The following is a 17,002-nucleotide window of genomic DNA, read 5'->3' as shown; positions in this document are numbered from 1 at the left end:
CCGGGCCCCGCGGGACCGTCAGGCGCGGCGCACCATGTCCACGAAGGACGCGTGCACCCGGTGGTCGCCGGTGAGTTCCGGGTGGAAGGACGTGGCGAGGACGTTACCCTGCCGGACCGCCACGGTGTGCCCGTCGTACGTGGCCAGCACCTCGACGGCGGCGCCCGTCGACTCCACCCAGGGCGCCCGGATGAAGACGCCCTCGACCGGCCCGCCCGCGACGCCGGCCATCTCCACGGCCGCCTCGAAGGACTCGTTCTGCCGCCCGAACGCGTTACGGCGCACGATCATGTCGATGCCGCCCAGGGTCTCCTGGTCCGCGCGCCCGTCCAGCAGCTTGTCGGCCAGCATGATCATGCCCGCGCAGGTGCCGTAGACCGGCTTGCCGGAAGCCACGAACTCCCGCAGCGGCTCCAGCATCCCGAAGACGACCGCCAGCTTGGACATGGTCGTCGACTCGCCGCCCGGTATGACCAGGCCGTCGGCCTCGGCCAGCTCCTCCGGCCGGCGCACCGGCCTGGCCAGGGCGTCCGCGGTGGCCAGCGCCGTCAGGTGCTCGCGCACATCGCCCTGGAGGGCCAGCACGCCGATGGTGGGGTTACTCATCCGTCCGTCGCTCTCCCGCTCGCCGTTCCCTCGTGTCCGGGCCCGCTCACCAGCCGCGGTTGGCGTAGCGCTCCGCCTCGGGGAGGGTGTCGCAGTTGATGCCGACCATGGCCTCGCCCAGGTTGCGGGAGACGTCCGCGACGACCTTCGGGTCGTCGTAGAAGGTGGTGGCCTTCACGATGGCGGCGGCGCGCTTGGCCGGGTCGCCGGACTTGAAGATCCCGGAGCCCACGAAGACGCCCTCGGCGCCGAGCTGGCGCATCAGCGCGGCGTCGGCCGGAGTGGCCACACCGCCGGCGGAGAACAGCACGACCGGCAGCTTGCCCAGCTCGGCGACCTCCTTGACCAGCTCGAACGGGGCGCGCAGCTCCTTGGCGGCGGCGTACAGCTCGTTGTTGTCACAGCCGCGCAGCTTGGCGATCTCGCCCTTGATCTGGCGCAGGTGGCGCACCGCCTCGACGACGTTGCCGGTACCGGCCTCGCCCTTGGAACGGATCATGGCAGCGCCCTCGGCGATCCGGCGCAGCGCCTCGCCCAGGTTGGTCGCGCCGCAGACGAACGGGGTGGTGAAGGCCCACTTGTCGGAGTGGTTGACCTCGTCGGCCGGGGTGAGGACCTCGGACTCGTCGATGTAGTCGACACCGAGCGACTGCAGGACCTGGGCCTCCACGAAGTGCCCGATACGCGACTTGGCCATCACGGGGATGGACACCGCCTCGATGATGCCGTCGATCATGTCCGGGTCGGACATACGGGCCACGCCGCCGTCCTTGCGGATGTCCGCGGGGACCCGCTCCAGGGCCATCACCGCGACGGCGCCGGCGTCCTCGGCGATCTTCGCCTCCTCCGGCGTGACGACATCCATGATCACGCCGCCCTTGAGCTGCTCGGCCATGCCGCGCTTGACGCGGGCGGTTCCGGTCTCGGGCGTACCGGCGGCAGCGGTGGCGGACGTGGCGTTGGGCGTGGTGGACACGGTATGACCTCACTCGGTGCAGGCGGATGTACTCCGCCGCCCACACAACCGTTTGCCGGGGGCCACTGAAAAGGGCCAATTACAAGGCGGTGGCTCGTGGCCCGCCCCGGATCACCGGCCCGCCGACCGGTCCCCCAGGACAGCCGGCGGCTCGTCGTCCATCTCGAAGGCCATCGGGAACGGCGCATGGCCCGCGAGCCGGAACCACCGCACCACCCGATGACGGCGCACCGCACGGGCCGCCCGTACGGAGTCGTTGTGGAACCGCCGCGCCATCGGAACCCGCCGCACCGCCGCCGTCAGCTCGGCGACCGTCTGCTCCCCCCCGGGCGCCTCCCGTACGGCCTCCAGCTGCCCCTCGTCGTCGAAGACCGCGCGCAACGCCTGGCTCAGCCCGCTCTCCGCCACCTCCCGCTGCTCCTCGGCCGCCTGCCGCGCCTCGTGCGCCGCCTCGTAGAGCACGATCGACGCGGCCGGGTCGAGCAGCCCCGACGTCCCCAGCTCCTGGGCCACCGAGGCACGGCGCAACAACTGCGCGTCCAGCGCCGCGCGGGCCGCGTCGATGCGCGCGTGCAAACGGTCCAGCCGCCCCGCGGTCCAGCTCAGATAGACGCCGATGACGACGAGGGCCGCCGCGATCCAGATCAAAGTGGTCACGCCGGGTCACAGTACCGGCCGCCCCGCTTCAACCCGTGGGTGGACGCCGGAGGTGGAGACGGGGCCACGGGAACCCACCCGTACTCCGATCCGCCCGGCGCCCCCCGTCCCTAGCGTTTTCGGTACCCGCTCCGCACCGGTCAGGAGGCCGACCCATGACTCAGCCCAGCCGGCGTCGCGGCCCGTGGGGCCCGCTCGCCCGCTCCCTCACCATCAACGCCGTACTGCCACTCGCGCTCTTCTACGTCCTACGCGCGCAAGGAGCCGAGCAGTGGCTGGCCCTACTGCTCAGCAGCGCAGTCCCGGCCCTACGAGTGGTGTGGACCGTAGCCACCGGCCGCCGTACGGACAGCATCGACCTGTTCGTCGCCGGCCTGCTGGCCATATCCGCCGCCACATCACTGATCAGCGGCAGCCCACGCGTACTCCTGCTGAAGGACGTAGGCATGTCGGTGGCCCTGGGCGCCTGGATAACGGGCTCACTGCTCACGCAGCGCCCATTCGCCTACCACTTCGGCATCCGGCTGGGAGGCGAAACAGCAGCCACCGAACGCGACCACCTGTGGCAGACAACCCCCGCCCTACGCAAGGAGCTGCGCAAACTCACCGCACTATGGGGCGGAGGCCAACTCCTCGACGCGACCGTAGGAGTCATCACCGCCCTGACGCTCCCCGTAGACGTGGTCCCGCTGATAGGCCGCTGCCAGACAGCCGTCGTACTGGGCGCCACCGTACTGATCACACTCCGCCGAGCCCGCCGTTTCCGAGCCCGGCACGGCATCTCCCTACTGGGTTCCCGCCCCAGTCACCAGGAGCCCCACCGACCCGCACTCGCCAAACCGACCGGAGGGGGTGTGTAAGGGGACCCTCCCCGCATGCGCGGACCAGGGCCCCCTACTCCCGAGCCAACCCCCACCGCCCCCGAAACCCCACCCGCTCATCCGTAGCCACAGCCGCCGCCCCCGAAGCAACCGTCTCGTACACCGCAAGAATGTCGGCCCCCACAGTCCCCCAGTCGAACCGCCGCACATGCCGGCTCCCCCGCTCCCGCAGCTCCTCCAGACGCGCCGGATCACCGAGAAGACGCACAGCCGCGGCGGCGAGCGCCTCCGCGGACTCATTGGCGAACAGCTCCCCCGCCTCCCCTTGATCCAGAACCTGCGCGAACGCGTCGAGGTCACTGGCAAGCACCGGCGCCCCCGCCGACATCGCCTCGACGAGAATGATCCCGAACGACTCACCCCCGGTGTTGGGCGCGACGTACAGATCCACGCTGCGCAGCAGCCGCGCCTTGTCCTCGTCGCTGACCATCCCCAGGAACTCCACCCGCGACCGCAGCTCGGCGGGCAGTTCCGCGACGGCCTCCTCCTCGTCGCCGCGGCCGGCGACCAGCAGCCGCGCGTCCGGAACCTCGGCGAGGATCCGCGGCAGCGCCCGCATCAGGACGGGCAGCCCCTTGCGGGGCTCGTCGATGCGTCCTATGAAGCCGATCGTGCGGCCCTGCCACTCCGGCCTCGGCTCGGCCCGGGCGAAGAAGTCCACGTCGACGCCGTTGGGGATGACCACCGCGTCGCCCCCGAGGTGCTCGACCAGGGTGCGCCGCGCGTACTCGCTCACCGCAATCCGCGCGCTGATCTTCTCCAGCGCGGGCTGCAGGATCGGATACGCCGCGATCATGACGCGGGAGCGCGGGTTGGAGGTGTGGAAGGTGGCCACGATCGGGCCCTGCGCGGCCCAGCAGGCGAGCAGCCCGACCGACGGCGTGCCGGGTTCGTGGATGTGGATGACGTCGAACGCGCCGTCGTGCAGCCAGCGGCGGACCCGGGCGGCCGACAGGAAGCCGAAGTTGAGCCGGGCGACCGAGCCGTTGTACCGCACGGGTACGGCGCGTCCGGCGGAGACCACGTACGGCGGCAGCGGTGTCTCGTCGTCCGCCGGGGCGAGGACGGACACCTCGTGCCCCAGCCGGATCAGATGCTCGGCCAGGTCCCGTACGTGGAACTGGACGCCACCGGGGACGTCCCACGAATACGGACAGACAATTCCGATCCTCAAGACCGCTCCGTCCGCCGTGCGCCCGCGGGCGCCCCGTCCGTACCCGGCGCGCCGCCGTCCGGCACGTCGGTCCGCCGCGCGGGCTCGCGCGGCTCCAGGTCACCGAGCCACAACCGCTGCAACATGTGCCAGTCCTGAGGATGATCGGCGATGCCGGAGGCGAACGCGTCGGCCATCATCTGCGTCATGGCCGCGGCCTTCTCCGCCCGGGTCCCGGTCTGGGGCACCTCGATCTCCGGGTGCACCCGCCCCCGCATGACCGGGCTCTCGTCGTACCACAGGGTGACCGGCAGCAGCATCGCCCCGGTCTGCACCGCGAGCATCGCGGGTCCGGCCGGCATCTTCGCGGCCTCGCCGAAGAACTTCACCTCGATGCCGGAGGCGGACAGGTCGCGGTCGGCGACCAGGCAGACCAGGCCGCCGGCCCGCAGCCGCCGGGCGAGGATGCCGAACGCGGCGCCGCCGGTGTGCGGCAGCACCTCCATGCCCAGGCCCTCGCGGTAGGCGACGAACCGGTCGTAGAGCGATTCGGGCTTGAGGCGTTCGGCGACGGTGGTGAAGGGCACGCCCAGCTTGGTCGTGACCCAGGCGCCCGCGAGGTCGTAGTTGCCCATGTGCGGCAGGGCGAGGATGACGCCGCGGCCGCTCTTGAGGCCGTCCACCAGGTGGTGCACGTCGGCCGGCGCGAAGCCGCCTCTTATCCGCTCCTTGCTCCAGGCGGGCAGCCGGAAGGACTCCATCCAGTAGCGCAGGTAGGAGCGCATCCCGGCGCGGGAGAGCTGGGCGAGGCGCTGCGGGGTGGCGTCGGGTACGACGCGTGCGAGGTTGGCCTCCAGGCGGAGGATTCCCTTGCCGCGCCGTTTCCAGACGGTGTCGGCGATCCGCCGGCCCAGCGCCTTCGCGGCCGGTTCGGGCAGTTTTCTGACCGCTTTCCAGCCGAGGGCGTATGCCCCGTCGGTCAGCTTCTCGCGGTCGATGATCGTGCGGATACGGTCGGGGACCGTACGAGTCGGGCGCGTCACGCGCTGTTCCCCCCTTGTGCGATGGCGTCGGCCTCGGCGGACTCCCGGCGTACGGTCACCACGCGCTGGGCGAGGGTGACGGCGCTGCCGACGGCCACCACCCACAGCGCGACCGGCAGCAGGTACTGCACGCCGGGTACCCCGAAGGCGTGCAGTCCGGCGAGCCCGGCCGCGACGAGCGTGATGACGAGCCGCTCGGCCCGCTCCACGAGTCCGTTGACGTTGACCGGCAGTCCGATGCTCTCGCCCCGGGCCTTGGTGTACGAGACCACCTGCCCGCTGGCCAGGCAGAAGATCGCCACCGCGCAGAGCCACAGGCTGTCGCCGGCCCCCGCGTACCAGAGCGCCAGTCCGCCGAAGATCGCCGAGTCGGCGACCCGGTCGAGGGTGGAGTCCAGGAAGGCGCCCCAGCGGCTGGACCGGCCCAGCTGCCGCGCCATGTTGCCGTCCACCAGGTCGGAGAAGACGAACAGGGTGATGACGATCGTGCCCCAGAAGAACTCGCCGAGCGGGAAGAAGACCAGGGCCCCCGCCACCACACCCCCCGTGCCGACGAGGGTGACCGCGTCCGGGCTGACCCCGAGGCGGATGAGCAGGGCGGCGAATGGCGTGAGGACACGCGTGAAGAATGCACGCGCGTACGTGTTCAGCATGGCCTTCCCGAAAGGTCGATACGGGCCGCGCGGTCAAGGGGCCACCGGCTGGCCCATCGTAGCCAGGCGGCACCCGCGTACCGCGAACGCACCACGGCCCGGCGCACTGCCGGTGACCGGCCAGGACGGCGCCGCGGCGGCCGTCACACCGCCGGGGTGCGGGGCGTCACACCGCCGGGGCACGGACCGCCGCACCGCCTGAGGCACCCGCTCGGCGCGTCCCGCAAGATCCCTGATCGTCCCTTGTGCGATGTATGGACGTGCCATGACCAGGGTGGAAAGCTCGAACCACCGCAAAGTGTCGACCGGGAGGCGAGGCACATGGGCGAGAAGAGGACACATCCGGGAGCCGCCGGCAGGGCGACATCGGCCGACCAGCCCACGTCCCTGAGGAATGTGGTGCTGGTCGGCCACAGTGGTGCGGGGAAGACGACGCTGGTGGAGGCGCTGGCCCTGGCGACCGGCGCGGTCAACCGGGCGGGCCGGGTGGAGGACGGCGGCTGCCTGTCGGACTACGACGAGATCGAGCACCGGCAGCAGCGGTCGGTACAGCTGTCCCTGGTCCCGGTGGACTGGGGCGGCATCAAGATCAATCTATTGGACACCCCAGGGTACGCCGACTTCGTCGGGGAATTGAGGGCCGGTCTGCGGGCAGCGGACGCGGCCCTCTTCGTCGTTTCGGCGGCGGACGGGGTGGACGGTGCGACCCGTATGGTCTGGGACGAGTGCGCCGCGGTCGGCATGCCGCGCGCGCTGGTCGTCACCCACCTGGAGGCGGCCCGCGCGGACTTCGACCAGATGACCCGGCTGTGCGGCACCACCCTGGGCGGCGACGACCCGGACGCCGTGCTCCCCCTGTACCTGCCGCTGTACGGCGCGGCGGGCGCCGACGGCCATGCCCCCGTGCACGGCCTGATCGGCCTGCTCACCCAGCGGGTCTTCGACTACTCCTCCGGCGAACGCGTCGAGCGCGCGCCGGAGGCCGACGAGCTGCCGCTGATCGAGGAGGCCCGTAACCGGCTCATCGAGGGCATCATCGCCGAGAGCGAGGACGAGTCCCTGATGGACCGCTATCTGGCGGGCGAGGACATCGACCTCAAGACGCTCGTCGGGGACCTGGAGACGGCGGTCGCGCGCGGCACCTTCCACCCCGTGCTCGCCGCGGCGCCGGCCGCGGAGGGCGCCCGGCAGGGGCTGGGCACCATCGAGCTGCTCGACCTGATCGCGCGTGGCTTCCCCACCCCCGCCGAGCGCGAGGCCCCGGCCGTCACCACTCCCGACGGCAAGCCCCGCCCCGCGCTGACCTGCGATCCGGCCGGCCCGCTGGTCGCCGAGGTGGTCAAGACCTCCTCGGACCCGTACGTCGGCCGCCTCTCGCTGGTACGGGTCTTCTCCGGCACCCTGCGCCCGGACGAGACGGTGCACGTGTCCGGGCACGGGCTGCAGGACCGGGGCCACGAGGACCACGACGTGGACGAGCGGATCGGCGCGCTGTCCGCCCCGTTCGGCAAGACGCAGCGCTCGCTGACCAGGGCGATCGCCGGCGACCTGGCCTGTGTGGCGAAGCTGACCCGCGCGGAGACCGGCGACACCCTGTCCGACAAGGACGCGCCGCTCCTGATGGAGCCGTGGTCCATGCCGGACCCGTTGCTGCCGGTCGCCATCCAGGCGCACAGCAAGGCGGACGAGGACAAGCTCTCGCAGGGCCTGTCCCGGCTCGTCGCCGAGGACCCGACGATGCGCCTGGAGCACAACCAGGGCACCCATCAGGTGGTGCTGTGGTGCCTGGGCGAGGCGCATGTGGACGTGGCGCTGGAGCGGCTGCGGTCGCGGTACGGCGTACAGGTCGACACCGTGCCGTACAAGGTCCCGCTCCGCGAGACCTTCGGCGACAAGGCGGCGGGCCGCGGGCGGCATGTGAAGCAGTCCGGCGGGCACGGCCAGTACGCGATCTGCGAGATCGAGGTGGAGCCGCTGCCCGGCGGCAGCGGCATCGAGTTCGTGGACAAGGTGTTGGGCGGCGCGGTGCCCCGGCAGTTCATCCCGTCCGTCGAGAAGGGCGTACGGGCCCAGGCCGCGCGGGGTGTGGCGGCCGGGTATCCGCTGGTCGACGTCCGGGTCACGCTGCTGGACGGCAAGGCCCACTCGGTGGACTCCTCGGACGCCGCGTTCCAGACGGCCGGGGCGCTGGCGCTGCGCGAGGCCGCTTCGGACGCCCGTATCCACCTGCTGGAGCCGGTGGCCGAGGTGACCGTCCTGGTGGCGGACGAGTACGTCGGCGCGGCGATGAGCGATCTGTCCGGGCGGCGTGGCCGGGTGGTGGGCACCGAGCAGGCCGGGCACGGCCGCACCCTCGTAAGGGCCGAGGTGCCGGAGATCGAGATCAGCCGGTACGCCGTGGACCTGCGCTCCCTCTCGCACGGCACCGGGCGCTTCCACCGGTCCTACGCGCGGCACGAGCCGATGCCGCCGCAGCTCGCCGCCCGGCTGCGGGAACAGGAGGACGAGGGTTCGTGAGTCCTGGCCGGCCGGCGGCCCCTCGGCCCTTCCCGGGCGGCCGTCGGCCGGTAGGCTGTGATCGCAGCTCAGAAGGTGTGCGAACGGCGGTAGTTGGGAAGAAGGCCGCAGCAGCGGATGCGTGCGGGTGATGGGGGCGGCAGTGGCAGCAGACGGCTTCGACTTCAGTCCCGGGGCACAGGTCCCGCTGTCCGGCGGTGCCGGGCAGACCGCGGCCACGCAGGCGCTGGCCTCGGCCGCGTACCGGGACAATCCACTCTCGGACATCTCGAAGGCGGACTCCGACACCGCGAAGTCGACCATCAAACCGCCCAAACTGTCCCTGTTCGAGCCGAATCTGGGTGAGGCGTTCTCCCGCGCGCTGCAACTGCGCATGCTCGGCGGGGCCCGTGGCGCGCTCATCCAGTCCTTCGGCATCGAACCGCAGACGGTCGTCGAGCACTGCCTGGCCGCCACCCGCATCCGCAAGATCCGCGACGTCAAACTGACCGTGCTGATGCTGGTCTTCGGGCTGCTCTTCCTGCCCGGCGTGCTGCTGTGGCTGGGCGCCTTCCAGCTCAAGAAGCTGCTCGCCAGGGCGCAGGGCACCGGCACCTCGGCGCTCGGCGTGGCGCTGATGATCGCGATGGCCGGGCTCGCCGTGCTGTTCCTGGTCAAGCTGCCGTTCACCGGCTTCTGGTCGGTGTATCTGCGGGCCATGGTCGTGGTGCCGGTGATCGGCTGGTGGTGGGCGAAGCGGATCAGCGAGGCCACCGCGCGGGACCTGCGGGACGCCTGGAAGGGCCTGCTCGAAGGCGGCGGCGTGGGCGCCAAGATCCCCGAGGCGGTGCCCCGCGACCCGAACGAGACCGCCGCCGAGCAGATGCGCCAGAACCTGGCCAAGCTCACCGCCGAGCAGCAGAGCAACGTCGCCTTCTACGCGGGCCCCAACGGCATACTCGGCATGGGCACCCGCTGGGGCAGCTGGCAGATGGCCGAGGAGCTGCGGCCCGCCGACGAGAACGGCGAGATCAACCCGTTCCGCAGCTACGACGTCATCCGCGTCATCCACGACCGGCTGCGCCTGCTGGAGCGCAGCCCGCTGCACACCGGCGGCTTCAAGGACGCCCCTTCCGTACGCCACTGGATCGTGGTGCCGGTCGGTGAGAAGGCCGGTTCGGTCTCCCGCCCCTCGGGCACGGAGGTGGAGGCGTACCAGGTGCGCGGCCACGAGATAGAGCGGATCTGCAACGAGCAGCAGTTCGGCGCCGGCAGCCGGCACTACCTCGGCGTGCAGTTCGTCCTGTGGGACGGGCAACTGGTGATAACGCTGCTGATCACCGTCACCGTGCTGCACGAGACGCTGCGCGTCGAGGTCACCGGCCACGCCCTCGGCCCGGTCAACCCGCTGTTCACCTCCAAGCCCTCGCCGAAGACCAAGAGCGTCTCCAAGACGGTCAAGTTCTGGGAGACCAAGTCCGTGAACCTGCCGCTGGTCGACGCGAGCGAGGTGGTGCGCCTGGCCGCCCGCGCCCCGCTGACCTGGTTCCCCGGCTTCCTGGAGTTCCTGGGCGGGAAGCTGACCCTGCCGGAGCCGTTCGGCCTGCGGCATGCCTGGGCCGACAAGCCCTGGCGGCACCGCTTCATGGCCGACGACGCGCTGCGCGCCGCGACGCCGGTGCTGCGCGTGGTGCACTCCGCCGCGCTGAGCGTGCTCAAGGAGAACGGCGTGGACACCGCGCGCTTCGACAGCCGTTCGCTGGTGCTGAGCGGCCAGGTGCAGGCCGCGGAGCCGCGTAAGGCGGACGAGTACAACGCGTAGCCGCCGGGTGCGGCGGGCGGCCGAGAATCCCGGCCGGGCCCGCCGCGTACGGAAGCGTCTACCGGAAGATGCCCGTATGCCCCAGTGAATACCGCCCCGGCTGCGGATACACCGCCAGCCCGTGCGGCCCCTCCCCCACCGGGATCTTGGCCAGCGTCTTCCCCGTCCGGGTGTCCATCGCGTAGACCTCGGAGTTGTAGCGGCCGGAGAGCCACAGCACCTTGCCGTCGGCGGAGACCCCGCCCATGTCGGGGCTGCCGCCGCCGGGGATGTGCCACTTGTCCACGAGCTTGCCGCTCTTGAAGTCGAGCAGGGACACCGAGCCCTCGCCGCGGTTGGAGATGTACATCGTCTTGGAGTCGCGGCTGACGTAGAGCCCGTGGGCGCCCTTGCCGGTCGGCATCAGCCGGGGCTGTTCGAACTTGTCGCCGTCCAGCACCCACATGCCGTCGGCCATCATGTCCGCGACGTACCAGGTCCGCCCGTCCGGCGAGATCTTCACGTCCTGCGGCATCGCGCCCCGGAACGGCAGTTTCTGCTGTCCGACGACCTTCATCTTCTCGGTGTCGACCTTCAGCAGCTCGGCGGAGAACTCGCAGGAGACGATGAAGTACTTGCCGTCCGCAGAGAAGTCCGCGTGATTGACGCCCGCGCAGGTCACCGGGACGGTCTTGCGCACCTCCATGGTCTTCGGGTCGCGGAAGACCAGCTCCTTGTCCATCGAGGCCATCACGACCGCGTACTTGCCGTTCGGCGTGAAGTAGAGGTTGTACGGGTCGTGCACGTCCACCGCCCGGCCGGACCTGCCGGTCGCCGGGTCGATCGGCGTCAAGTCGTGGCCGCGGTTGTTGTTGACCCACAGCGTCTTCATGTCCCACGACGGGACGACGTGCTGCGGCTGCACCCCGACCGGGATGGTTTCGATGACCTTGTACGTCTTGGGGTCGATGACGCTCACCGTGTCGGAGCCGGTGTTCGGCACGTACACCCGTGAGGGGAAGTTCTTGACCTGCGGGGCCAGTTTGCCGGGGCGGTCCGCCGCGTACAGGTCGTGCTCGTCCAGGAGCGGCGGCATGCCCGGCAGCAGGGACCTGGCGGCCTTGGCGGGCGGGGCCGGGGCCGAGGCGCCGGGGCTGCGGTGGGCGGCCTTCGTCCCGCCGTCGCTGCACCCGGCCGCCATCAGTGCGCAGGCGACGGCCAGCAGCGCGGCCCGGCGGCCGCCGCGTACACGCTTCGGATCTTGGATACGGGTCCGGTCAGCCATCAGGTCACAAGCTCCGTTGTCGTCACCGCGCGCAGTCCGCGCCGGTGCAGGCCGTCGAGGATCGGGGGCAGCGCGGCAACCGTGCCGGGGTGCCCGAGGTGGAGGCTCACGATGGATCCGGCGCGGGCCCGGTCCAGCACGGTGCGCCGGACGACGGGCGCGCCCGGGTCGTCCGCGTCGAGGGAGTCGACGTCGTAGGAGAGGACGTGGGGGTATCCGGCCCGGCGGGCCAGCCGGATCACCAGGTCGGTGGCGTACTGCGCGCGGGAGGGCCGGAACCAGCTGCCGATGGTGCCGGTGAGCTTGCGCAGCCGCTGTGCGCAGCCGGTGATCTCGGCGTACGCGGCGTCCGCCGGCAGGGCGCAGATGTCGAGGTGGCGCTGGGTGTGGTTGCCCAGCTCATGGCCGCCGTCGAGGATGCGGCGGGCCATCGCGGGCTGCTCGTCGAGCCAGCTGCCGACGGCCAGCACGGTCACCCGGGCGCCGGCCCGCTCGGCCTCGCCGAGCAGCGCGGTGGCCGTCTTCGGGTCGCCCTGGCCGTGGAAGGTGAGGGCGACCGCGCTGCCGCGGGACGGGCCGTGCTGGATCTGTACGGGCTGGCCCGGGGCGCGGGTCGGCGGGCGGGCGGCGCCCGGGGAGCGCGCTCCCGGAGCCGGCGGACCGGTCCCGCCCGGCGGCGGGGAGCCGGAGGCCCGTACGGCGGTGGTGTCCGTACGGGCCGTCGCGCACCCCGTCGCGAGCGCACCGGCGACCGCGGCCGGGGCGGCACGCAGCACGGAGCGACGATGCAGGGAAGTCACCCCACCATTACAGGGCAACCCGTCCGCATTTTGTCTATTTATCCGATTAAACGGAGGACGTGTCTCGGCCGCACTGCGGCGTCCGGGCTACCGCGGCCAGGCGTCGGCCAGCATCTGGCGGGTGTCGGCGAGCAGCTGCGGAAGCACCTTCGTCTGGCCCACCACGGGCATGAAGTTGGTGTCCCCGCCCCACCGCGGCACCACGTGCTGGTGCAGGTGGGCGGCGATGCCGGCCCCGGCGACCGCGCCCTGGTTGAGGCCGATGTTGAAGCCGTGCGCGCCGGAGGCGGTCCGCAGCGCGGTCATCGCCCGCTTGGTGAACTCGGCCAGTTCCAGCGTCTCCGCCTGGTCGAGGTCGGTGTAGTCGGCCACGTGGCGGTACGGGACCGACATCAGGTGGCCGCCGTTGTACGGGTAGAGGTTGAGCACCGCGTAGACGTGCTCACCGCGGGCGATCACCAGCCCGTCCTCGTCCGACTTGGCCGGAATCGTGCAGAAGGGGCAGCCGTCCTCGGCGCCCGGGCCGGTCGGTTTGTTCTCCCCCTGGATGTACGCCATCCGGTGGGGCGTCCACAGTCGCTGGAAGGCGTCCTGTGTCCCGACTCCGATCTGCTGCTCCGGCTCACTCGTCATGCGGGCCAGCATATTCCCCGGCCCGGGCGTACAGACGGCGAGGGGCGGTCCCGGCCGGGACCGCCCCTCGGAGCCTGTGCCCCGCGTGCACGGGGCCCGTCTCACACCTGGACCCGGCGCTCCACCGCGTCCAGCATCTCCTGGATGGCCTGGGCCTTCGGGATGCCGTTCTTCTGCGAGCCGTCGCGGTAGCGGAACGACACCGCGCCGTTGGACACGTCCTCGTCACCCGCGATGATCATGAAGGGGACCTTGGACTTCTGCGCGTTGCGGATCTTCTTCTGCATCCGGTCGGCGGAGGAGTCCACCTCGACGCGCAGACCCGCCTTCTTGGCCTCGGCCGCGAACTCCTGGAGGTAGGGGACGTGGTCGTCGCCGATCGGGATGCCGGTGGCCTGCACGGGGGCCAGCCACACCGGGAAGGCGCCCGCGTAGTGCTCCAGCAGCACCGCGAAGAACCGCTCGATGGAGCCGAACAGCGCGCGGTGGATCATGACCGGCTGCTGCTTGGAGCCGTCCGCCGCGGTGTACTCCAGACCGAAGCGCTTGGGCTGCTGGAAGTCGACCTGGATGGTCGACATCTGCCAGGACCGGCCGATCGCGTCGCGCGCCTGCACGGAGATCTTGGGCCCGTAGTAGGCGGCGCCGCCCGGGTCCGGGACCAGCGGCAGGCCCTGCTTCTCGGCCGCCTGGCGCAGCGCCTCGGTGGCCTCCTCCCACTCCGCGTCCTCGCCGATGAACTTGTCGGACTCGGGGTCGCGGGTGGACAGCTCCAGCTCGAAGTCGTTCAGGCCGTAGTCGCGCAGCAGGTCCAGCACGAAGGTCAGCAGCGAGTCCAGCTCGTCCGCCATCTGCTCCTTGGTGCAGTAGATGTGCGAGTCGTCCTGGGTGAAGCCGCGGGCCCGGGTCAGGCCGTGCACCACGCCGGACTTCTCGTAGCGGTAGACCGTGCCGAACTCGAAGAGGCGCAGCGGCAGTTCGCGGTACGAGCGGCCGCGCGCCTTGAAGATCAGGTTGTGCATGGGGCAGTTCATCGCCTTCAGGCGGTAGTTCTGCCCGTCGAACTCCAGCGGCGGGAACATCGCCTCCGCGTAGTTCGGCAGGTGCCCCGAGGTCTCGAAGAGCCCTTCCTTCGAGATGTGCGGGGTGTTCACGAACTCGTAGTCCGCGTCCTCGTGGCGGCGGCGGGAGTAGTTCTCCATCTCCCGGCGGATGATGCCGCCCTTCGGGTGGAAGACGGCCAGGCCCGAGCCCAGCTCCTCCGGGATGGAGAACAGGTCCAGCTCCGCGCCCAGCTTGCGGTGGTCGCGCTTCTCGGCCTCGGCGAGGAACTCCAGGTACGCCTTCAGCTCGTCCTTGGTCGGCCACGCGGTGCCGTAGATGCGCTGGAGCTGCTTGTTCTTCTCGCTGCCGCGCCAGTAGGCGGCGGCCGAGCGCATCAGCTTGAAGGCCGGGATGACCCGGGTGCTCGGCAGGTGGGGGCCGCGGCACAGGTCCTTCCAGCACAGCTCGCCGCTCTTGGCGTCGAGGTTGTCGTAGATGGTCAGCTCACCGGCGCCGACCTCGGCGGACGCGCCCTCGGCGGCCTCCGCGGCGGAGCCCTTGAGGCCGATCAGCTCCAGCTTGTACGGCTCGCCGGCCAGCTCGGCGCGGGCGTCGTCGTCGCTCACCGGGCGTCGGGCGAACTTCTGCCCGCGCTTCTGGATCTCCTGCATCTTCTTCTCGATGCGCTTGAGGTCCTCGGGGGTGAACGGGGTCTCGACGTCGAAGTCGTAGTAGAAGCCGTCCTTGATGGGCGGGCCGATGCCGAGCTTCGCCTCCGGGAACAGCTCCTGCACGGCCTGCGCCATCACGTGCGCGGTGGAGTGCCGCAGGATGTCCAGGCCGTCCTGGCTGGTGATCTCGACGGGCTCGACCTCGTCGCCCTCGGCGAGCTCGTACGCGAGGTCCTTGAGCTGTCCGGCGACGCGCGCGGCGACGACGGAGCGCTCGCCCTGGAAGAGGTCGGCGGCCGTAGTGCCCGTGGTCACCACGCGTTCTTCCCGCTCGGAATCGCGTTGGATGGTCACACGGACGTCTGACACCGGTCTCTCCTGACTTCTCGGGCGCGACAGCGTTTGCTGCGCAGCCGAATCGTACCGAGCCACCGGTCTTCCTCGCGAAACGGTTGTGCCGTCCGCTCCCCCGGGCGGACGGGCGTACCGGCCGGCGTCCCCTTCCGGCCGGTACGCCCGCGCGCGCTCAGTCGCCCGGCAGCGGCCCGCCGCACGCCTCCTCGAAGAAGTCCAGGTTCTCCTGGAGCGACTTCAGCAGCCGGTCCCGTTCGGCCTCGTCGACCTGTACGGGGGTGACGTCCGACGCGCCCGTGATGCGCCGGAAGCCGCCCCGGCTCTCCAGCCGCCCGCTGACCCGGATGGGCAGGCCCACCAGGTGGGCGTGCCCGGCGATGCGGTAGTCCTCCTCGTCCAGCGCGACCCGTACCTGCATGACGTCGGCCCCGGTCAGCACCCGCAGCCGTACGACGCCGGGGCCGCCGGGCCGCTCGCGCCGCAGGCGTACCACCGCGCCGGTCACCCGCACCGGCAGCGACGGCTCGTCGCGGACGTAGCGCTGGGCGGCCGCCTGGAGCGCGGGCAGGTCGCCGGGCGAGAACTCCACCGGCTCGGGCCGGGCGGCGAACCCGGGCGGCGGGCCCGCCCCCGGCGACCACTCCACCGATATCCGCACCCCCTCCGCCTCCCGCACCAGCGAGATCAGCGCCTCCGCCAGCTCGTGGCACACCCCCAGCTCCACCGCCGCCTCGAACGCCTCCATGCCGCCGGTCGCCCGCTGGTAGTCGGTGGCGTCGCGGGTGGCGTGCAGCGCGCGCTGCAGTCCGGCGACGGCCGCGCGGCCCGCTGCCACCGGGACGTACGCGGTCAGCCGCCGCCCGGCCGGCGCGGGCCCGACCAGCACGTCCGCCATGAACGCCTCGGCCTTGCGCTTGTGCCGCGCGCCGTAATAGCCCGCCCGCCCGTACGTGCCGAGCGCGCCGGCCATCAGCATCGAGCGCGCGGCGGTCCGCAGCTGCTCCTGCGCCACCCACGGCGTGCCGCCCACCCCGTCGTCCGGCACCTCGCGCTCCCAGCGCACCTCGTCGCTGGGCACCGCCAGCGCCGCCAGCACCTCGCGCGCGGACGGCGCGGCGCTGTGCGCGAGGGCGGTCAGCGCCTCCGCGATGAGATCGGTGCTGTCCGGGAACGTCCGGGTCTGGGGTACGAGCAGGCTGGTGCCTCCGGTGGCGCCGCCCGGCGGTGTCCAGCGGGCGTAGTGGCCGGCGGCGCCTCCCCGCCGCCGCCAGCCGTGCCGCGCCAGCAGGGCGCCGAGCACCGCCGGGTCCAGCTGGGCCGGATCCGGGAGCCTCAATTCGTACGCATCGATCGGCCGGTGCATCAGGGTCTCCCTCCCGCCCCGACCCGCGTCATGATCTCGCAGAGCGCGCGGTCGTCGAAGATCCGCGTGGTCGGGATCCGCACGTTGGTCCTGCGCCGGCCGGTCACCCGGTGGCCGGCCAGGTTGATCCAGTAGCAGCAGTGCCGCAGTTCGAGACGGTCGTGGCCGGCCAGCAGCCAGTCCTCCTGGGTCCGCGGCACCAGCATCACGACCAGGATCTTGTGCACCGCCACGGGCGTGCGCGCCAGCTTCGCCAGGTGGTCGTTGTCCAGGGTGAAGGCGAAGCTGGCACCGGGCGGCCGGGGGGCGACCTGGTACGTGCACTTCAACTGCACCTTGATGGTCACTTCGTCGTCGACGGCATGTCCGGGCGCGCCATGGCTGACGTGCCAGTCGATGCCGTTGTCCGGGAAGGGCTGGGCCAGCGAGCAGCCCGACGCGGCGGCCACCGCGTGAAGATAGCCCACCTGGAGCGTCTCCATACAGGCCGTGGTGGCGAGCGCGCCGCGCAGCGAAGCCGTGCGCGCGGGCATGGGTCCTCCCGGTTCTGGCTGCGCGAGCGTCATCGCTCAAGTGCCTTCCGGGC

The 17,002-nt window shown here is 71.6% G+C and carries 15 protein-coding genes; 3 read left to right on the top strand and 12 right to left on the bottom strand.

The window, feature by feature from the left end:
• Positions 1–18: 18 nt before the first annotated feature.
• From pdxT to CP984_RS33995, 3 genes are all read right to left on the bottom strand, one after another.
• On the bottom strand, positions 19–606 hold the full coding sequence (gene pdxT / locus CP984_RS34005; protein ID WP_003984812.1) for a pyridoxal 5'-phosphate synthase glutaminase subunit PdxT: 588 nt from the start codon (positions 604–606) through the stop codon (positions 19–21).
• A 46-nt stretch (positions 607–652) separates the two neighbouring features.
• Entirely contained in the window at positions 653–1,582 is a 930-nt protein-coding gene (pdxS, locus tag CP984_RS34000) for a pyridoxal 5'-phosphate synthase lyase subunit PdxS (RefSeq protein ID WP_003984813.1), read from the bottom strand.
• Positions 1,583–1,693: 111 nt separating this feature from the next.
• Positions 1,694–2,239, bottom strand: coding sequence for a hypothetical protein (locus CP984_RS33995; RefSeq protein ID WP_003984814.1), 546 nt, complete (start codon positions 2,237–2,239; stop codon positions 1,694–1,696).
• Between the two features lie 155 nt (positions 2,240–2,394).
• On the opposite strand from CP984_RS33995, the gene CP984_RS33990 reads away from it, so the two are divergent.
• Positions 2,395–3,099 (top strand): VC0807 family protein, encoded by a 705-nt coding sequence (locus CP984_RS33990; RefSeq protein ID WP_003984815.1) that lies wholly within the window; start codon positions 2,395–2,397, stop codon positions 3,097–3,099.
• 34 nt (positions 3,100–3,133) lie between these two features.
• Here the strand turns inward: CP984_RS33990 and CP984_RS33985 are convergent, their stop codons facing one another.
• Genes CP984_RS33985 through pgsA form a run of 3 tightly spaced genes read right to left on the bottom strand, consistent with a single transcriptional unit; the run spans position 3,134 to position 5,969 of the window.
• Entirely contained in the window at positions 3,134–4,294 is a 1,161-nt protein-coding gene (locus CP984_RS33985; RefSeq protein ID WP_003984816.1) for a glycosyltransferase family 4 protein, read from the bottom strand.
• Complete coding sequence (locus CP984_RS33980; protein ID WP_003984817.1) at positions 4,291–5,316, bottom strand: phosphatidylinositol mannoside acyltransferase; 1,026 nt, start codon at positions 5,314–5,316, stop codon at positions 4,291–4,293. Before CP984_RS33980 ends, CP984_RS33985 begins: the two co-directional genes overlap by 4 nt.
• Positions 5,313–5,969 carry a phosphatidylinositol phosphate synthase gene (gene pgsA, locus CP984_RS33975; RefSeq protein ID WP_003984818.1) on the bottom strand — a complete coding sequence of 219 codons (657 nt, stop codon included), beginning with the start codon at positions 5,967–5,969 and terminating at the stop codon, positions 5,313–5,315. Before pgsA ends, CP984_RS33980 begins: the two co-directional genes overlap by 4 nt.
• Before the next feature lie 321 nt (positions 5,970–6,290).
• Between pgsA and CP984_RS33970 the strand changes: the two genes are divergently transcribed.
• Together CP984_RS33970 and CP984_RS33965 are read left to right on the top strand one after the other, a co-directional pair.
• Complete coding sequence (locus CP984_RS33970; RefSeq protein ID WP_030178061.1) at positions 6,291–8,486, top strand: elongation factor G-like protein EF-G2; 2,196 nt, start codon at positions 6,291–6,293, stop codon at positions 8,484–8,486.
• Positions 8,487–8,616: 130 nt separating this feature from the next.
• Positions 8,617–10,287, top strand: coding sequence for a hypothetical protein (locus tag CP984_RS33965; RefSeq protein ID WP_030178063.1), 1,671 nt, complete (start codon positions 8,617–8,619; stop codon positions 10,285–10,287).
• Positions 10,288–10,345: 58 nt separating this feature from the next.
• On the opposite strand, the gene CP984_RS33960 is transcribed toward CP984_RS33965, so the two are convergent.
• The 6 genes from CP984_RS33960 to CP984_RS33935 form a co-directional block, all read right to left on the bottom strand.
• Entirely contained in the window at positions 10,346–11,551 is a 1,206-nt protein-coding gene (locus CP984_RS33960; RefSeq protein WP_003984821.1) for a YncE family protein, read from the bottom strand.
• Positions 11,551–12,327: a polysaccharide deacetylase family protein gene (locus CP984_RS33955; RefSeq protein ID WP_003984822.1), complete on the bottom strand. Its 777-nt coding sequence runs from the start codon at positions 12,325–12,327 to the stop codon at positions 11,551–11,553. Before CP984_RS33955 ends, CP984_RS33960 begins: the two co-directional genes overlap by 1 nt.
• A 111-nt stretch (positions 12,328–12,438) precedes the next feature.
• Entirely contained in the window at positions 12,439–12,996 is a 558-nt protein-coding gene (locus CP984_RS33950; RefSeq protein ID WP_003984823.1) for an HIT family protein, read from the bottom strand.
• Between the two features lie 89 nt (positions 12,997–13,085).
• Positions 13,086–15,068, bottom strand: coding sequence for a threonine--tRNA ligase (gene thrS / locus CP984_RS33945; protein ID WP_003984824.1), 1,983 nt, complete (start codon positions 15,066–15,068; stop codon positions 13,086–13,088).
• A gap of 157 nt (positions 15,069–15,225) precedes the next feature.
• On the bottom strand, positions 15,226–16,416 hold the full coding sequence (locus tag CP984_RS33940; protein WP_030178065.1) for a hypothetical protein: 1,191 nt from the start codon (positions 16,414–16,416) through the stop codon (positions 15,226–15,228).
• Complete coding sequence (locus tag CP984_RS33935; RefSeq protein ID WP_030178067.1) at positions 16,416–16,982, bottom strand: DUF4365 domain-containing protein; 567 nt, start codon at positions 16,980–16,982, stop codon at positions 16,416–16,418. Before CP984_RS33935 ends, CP984_RS33940 begins: the two co-directional genes overlap by 1 nt.
• Positions 16,983–17,002 lie beyond the last annotated feature (20 nt).

It is taken from the genome of Streptomyces rimosus, assembly GCF_008704655.1.
In the GTDB taxonomy this organism is placed as follows: Bacteria; Actinomycetota; Actinomycetes; order Streptomycetales; family Streptomycetaceae; genus Streptomyces; species Streptomyces rimosus.
The sequence above is the reverse complement of the archived record's forward strand: the minus strand, read 5'-3'. Positions and strand labels throughout refer to the sequence as shown.

Excerpts from the sequence above, each read along its gene's own strand:
- pdxT (WP_003984812.1), bottom strand. The coding sequence starts at position 606 with ATGAGTAACCCCACCATCGGCGTGCTGGCCCTCCAGGGCGATGTGCGC.
- CP984_RS33990 (WP_003984815.1), top strand. The coding sequence starts at position 2,395 with ATGACTCAGCCCAGCCGGCGTCGCGGCCCGTGGGGCCCGCTCGCCCGC.
- pgsA (WP_003984818.1), bottom strand. The coding sequence starts at position 5,969 with ATGCTGAACACGTACGCGCGTGCATTCTTCACGCGTGTCCTCACGCCA.
- CP984_RS33970 (WP_030178061.1), top strand. The coding sequence starts at position 6,291 with ATGGGCGAGAAGAGGACACATCCGGGAGCCGCCGGCAGGGCGACATCG.
- CP984_RS33965 (WP_030178063.1), top strand. The coding sequence starts at position 8,617 with ATGGGGGCGGCAGTGGCAGCAGACGGCTTCGACTTCAGTCCCGGGGCA.
- CP984_RS33960 (WP_003984821.1), bottom strand. The coding sequence starts at position 11,551 with ATGGCTGACCGGACCCGTATCCAAGATCCGAAGCGTGTACGCGGCGGC.
- CP984_RS33950 (WP_003984823.1), bottom strand. The coding sequence starts at position 12,996 with ATGCTGGCCCGCATGACGAGTGAGCCGGAGCAGCAGATCGGAGTCGGG.
- CP984_RS33940 (WP_030178065.1), bottom strand. The coding sequence starts at position 16,416 with ATGCACCGGCCGATCGATGCGTACGAATTGAGGCTCCCGGATCCGGCC.
- CP984_RS33935 (WP_030178067.1), bottom strand. The coding sequence starts at position 16,982 with ATGACGCTCGCGCAGCCAGAACCGGGAGGACCCATGCCCGCGCGCACG.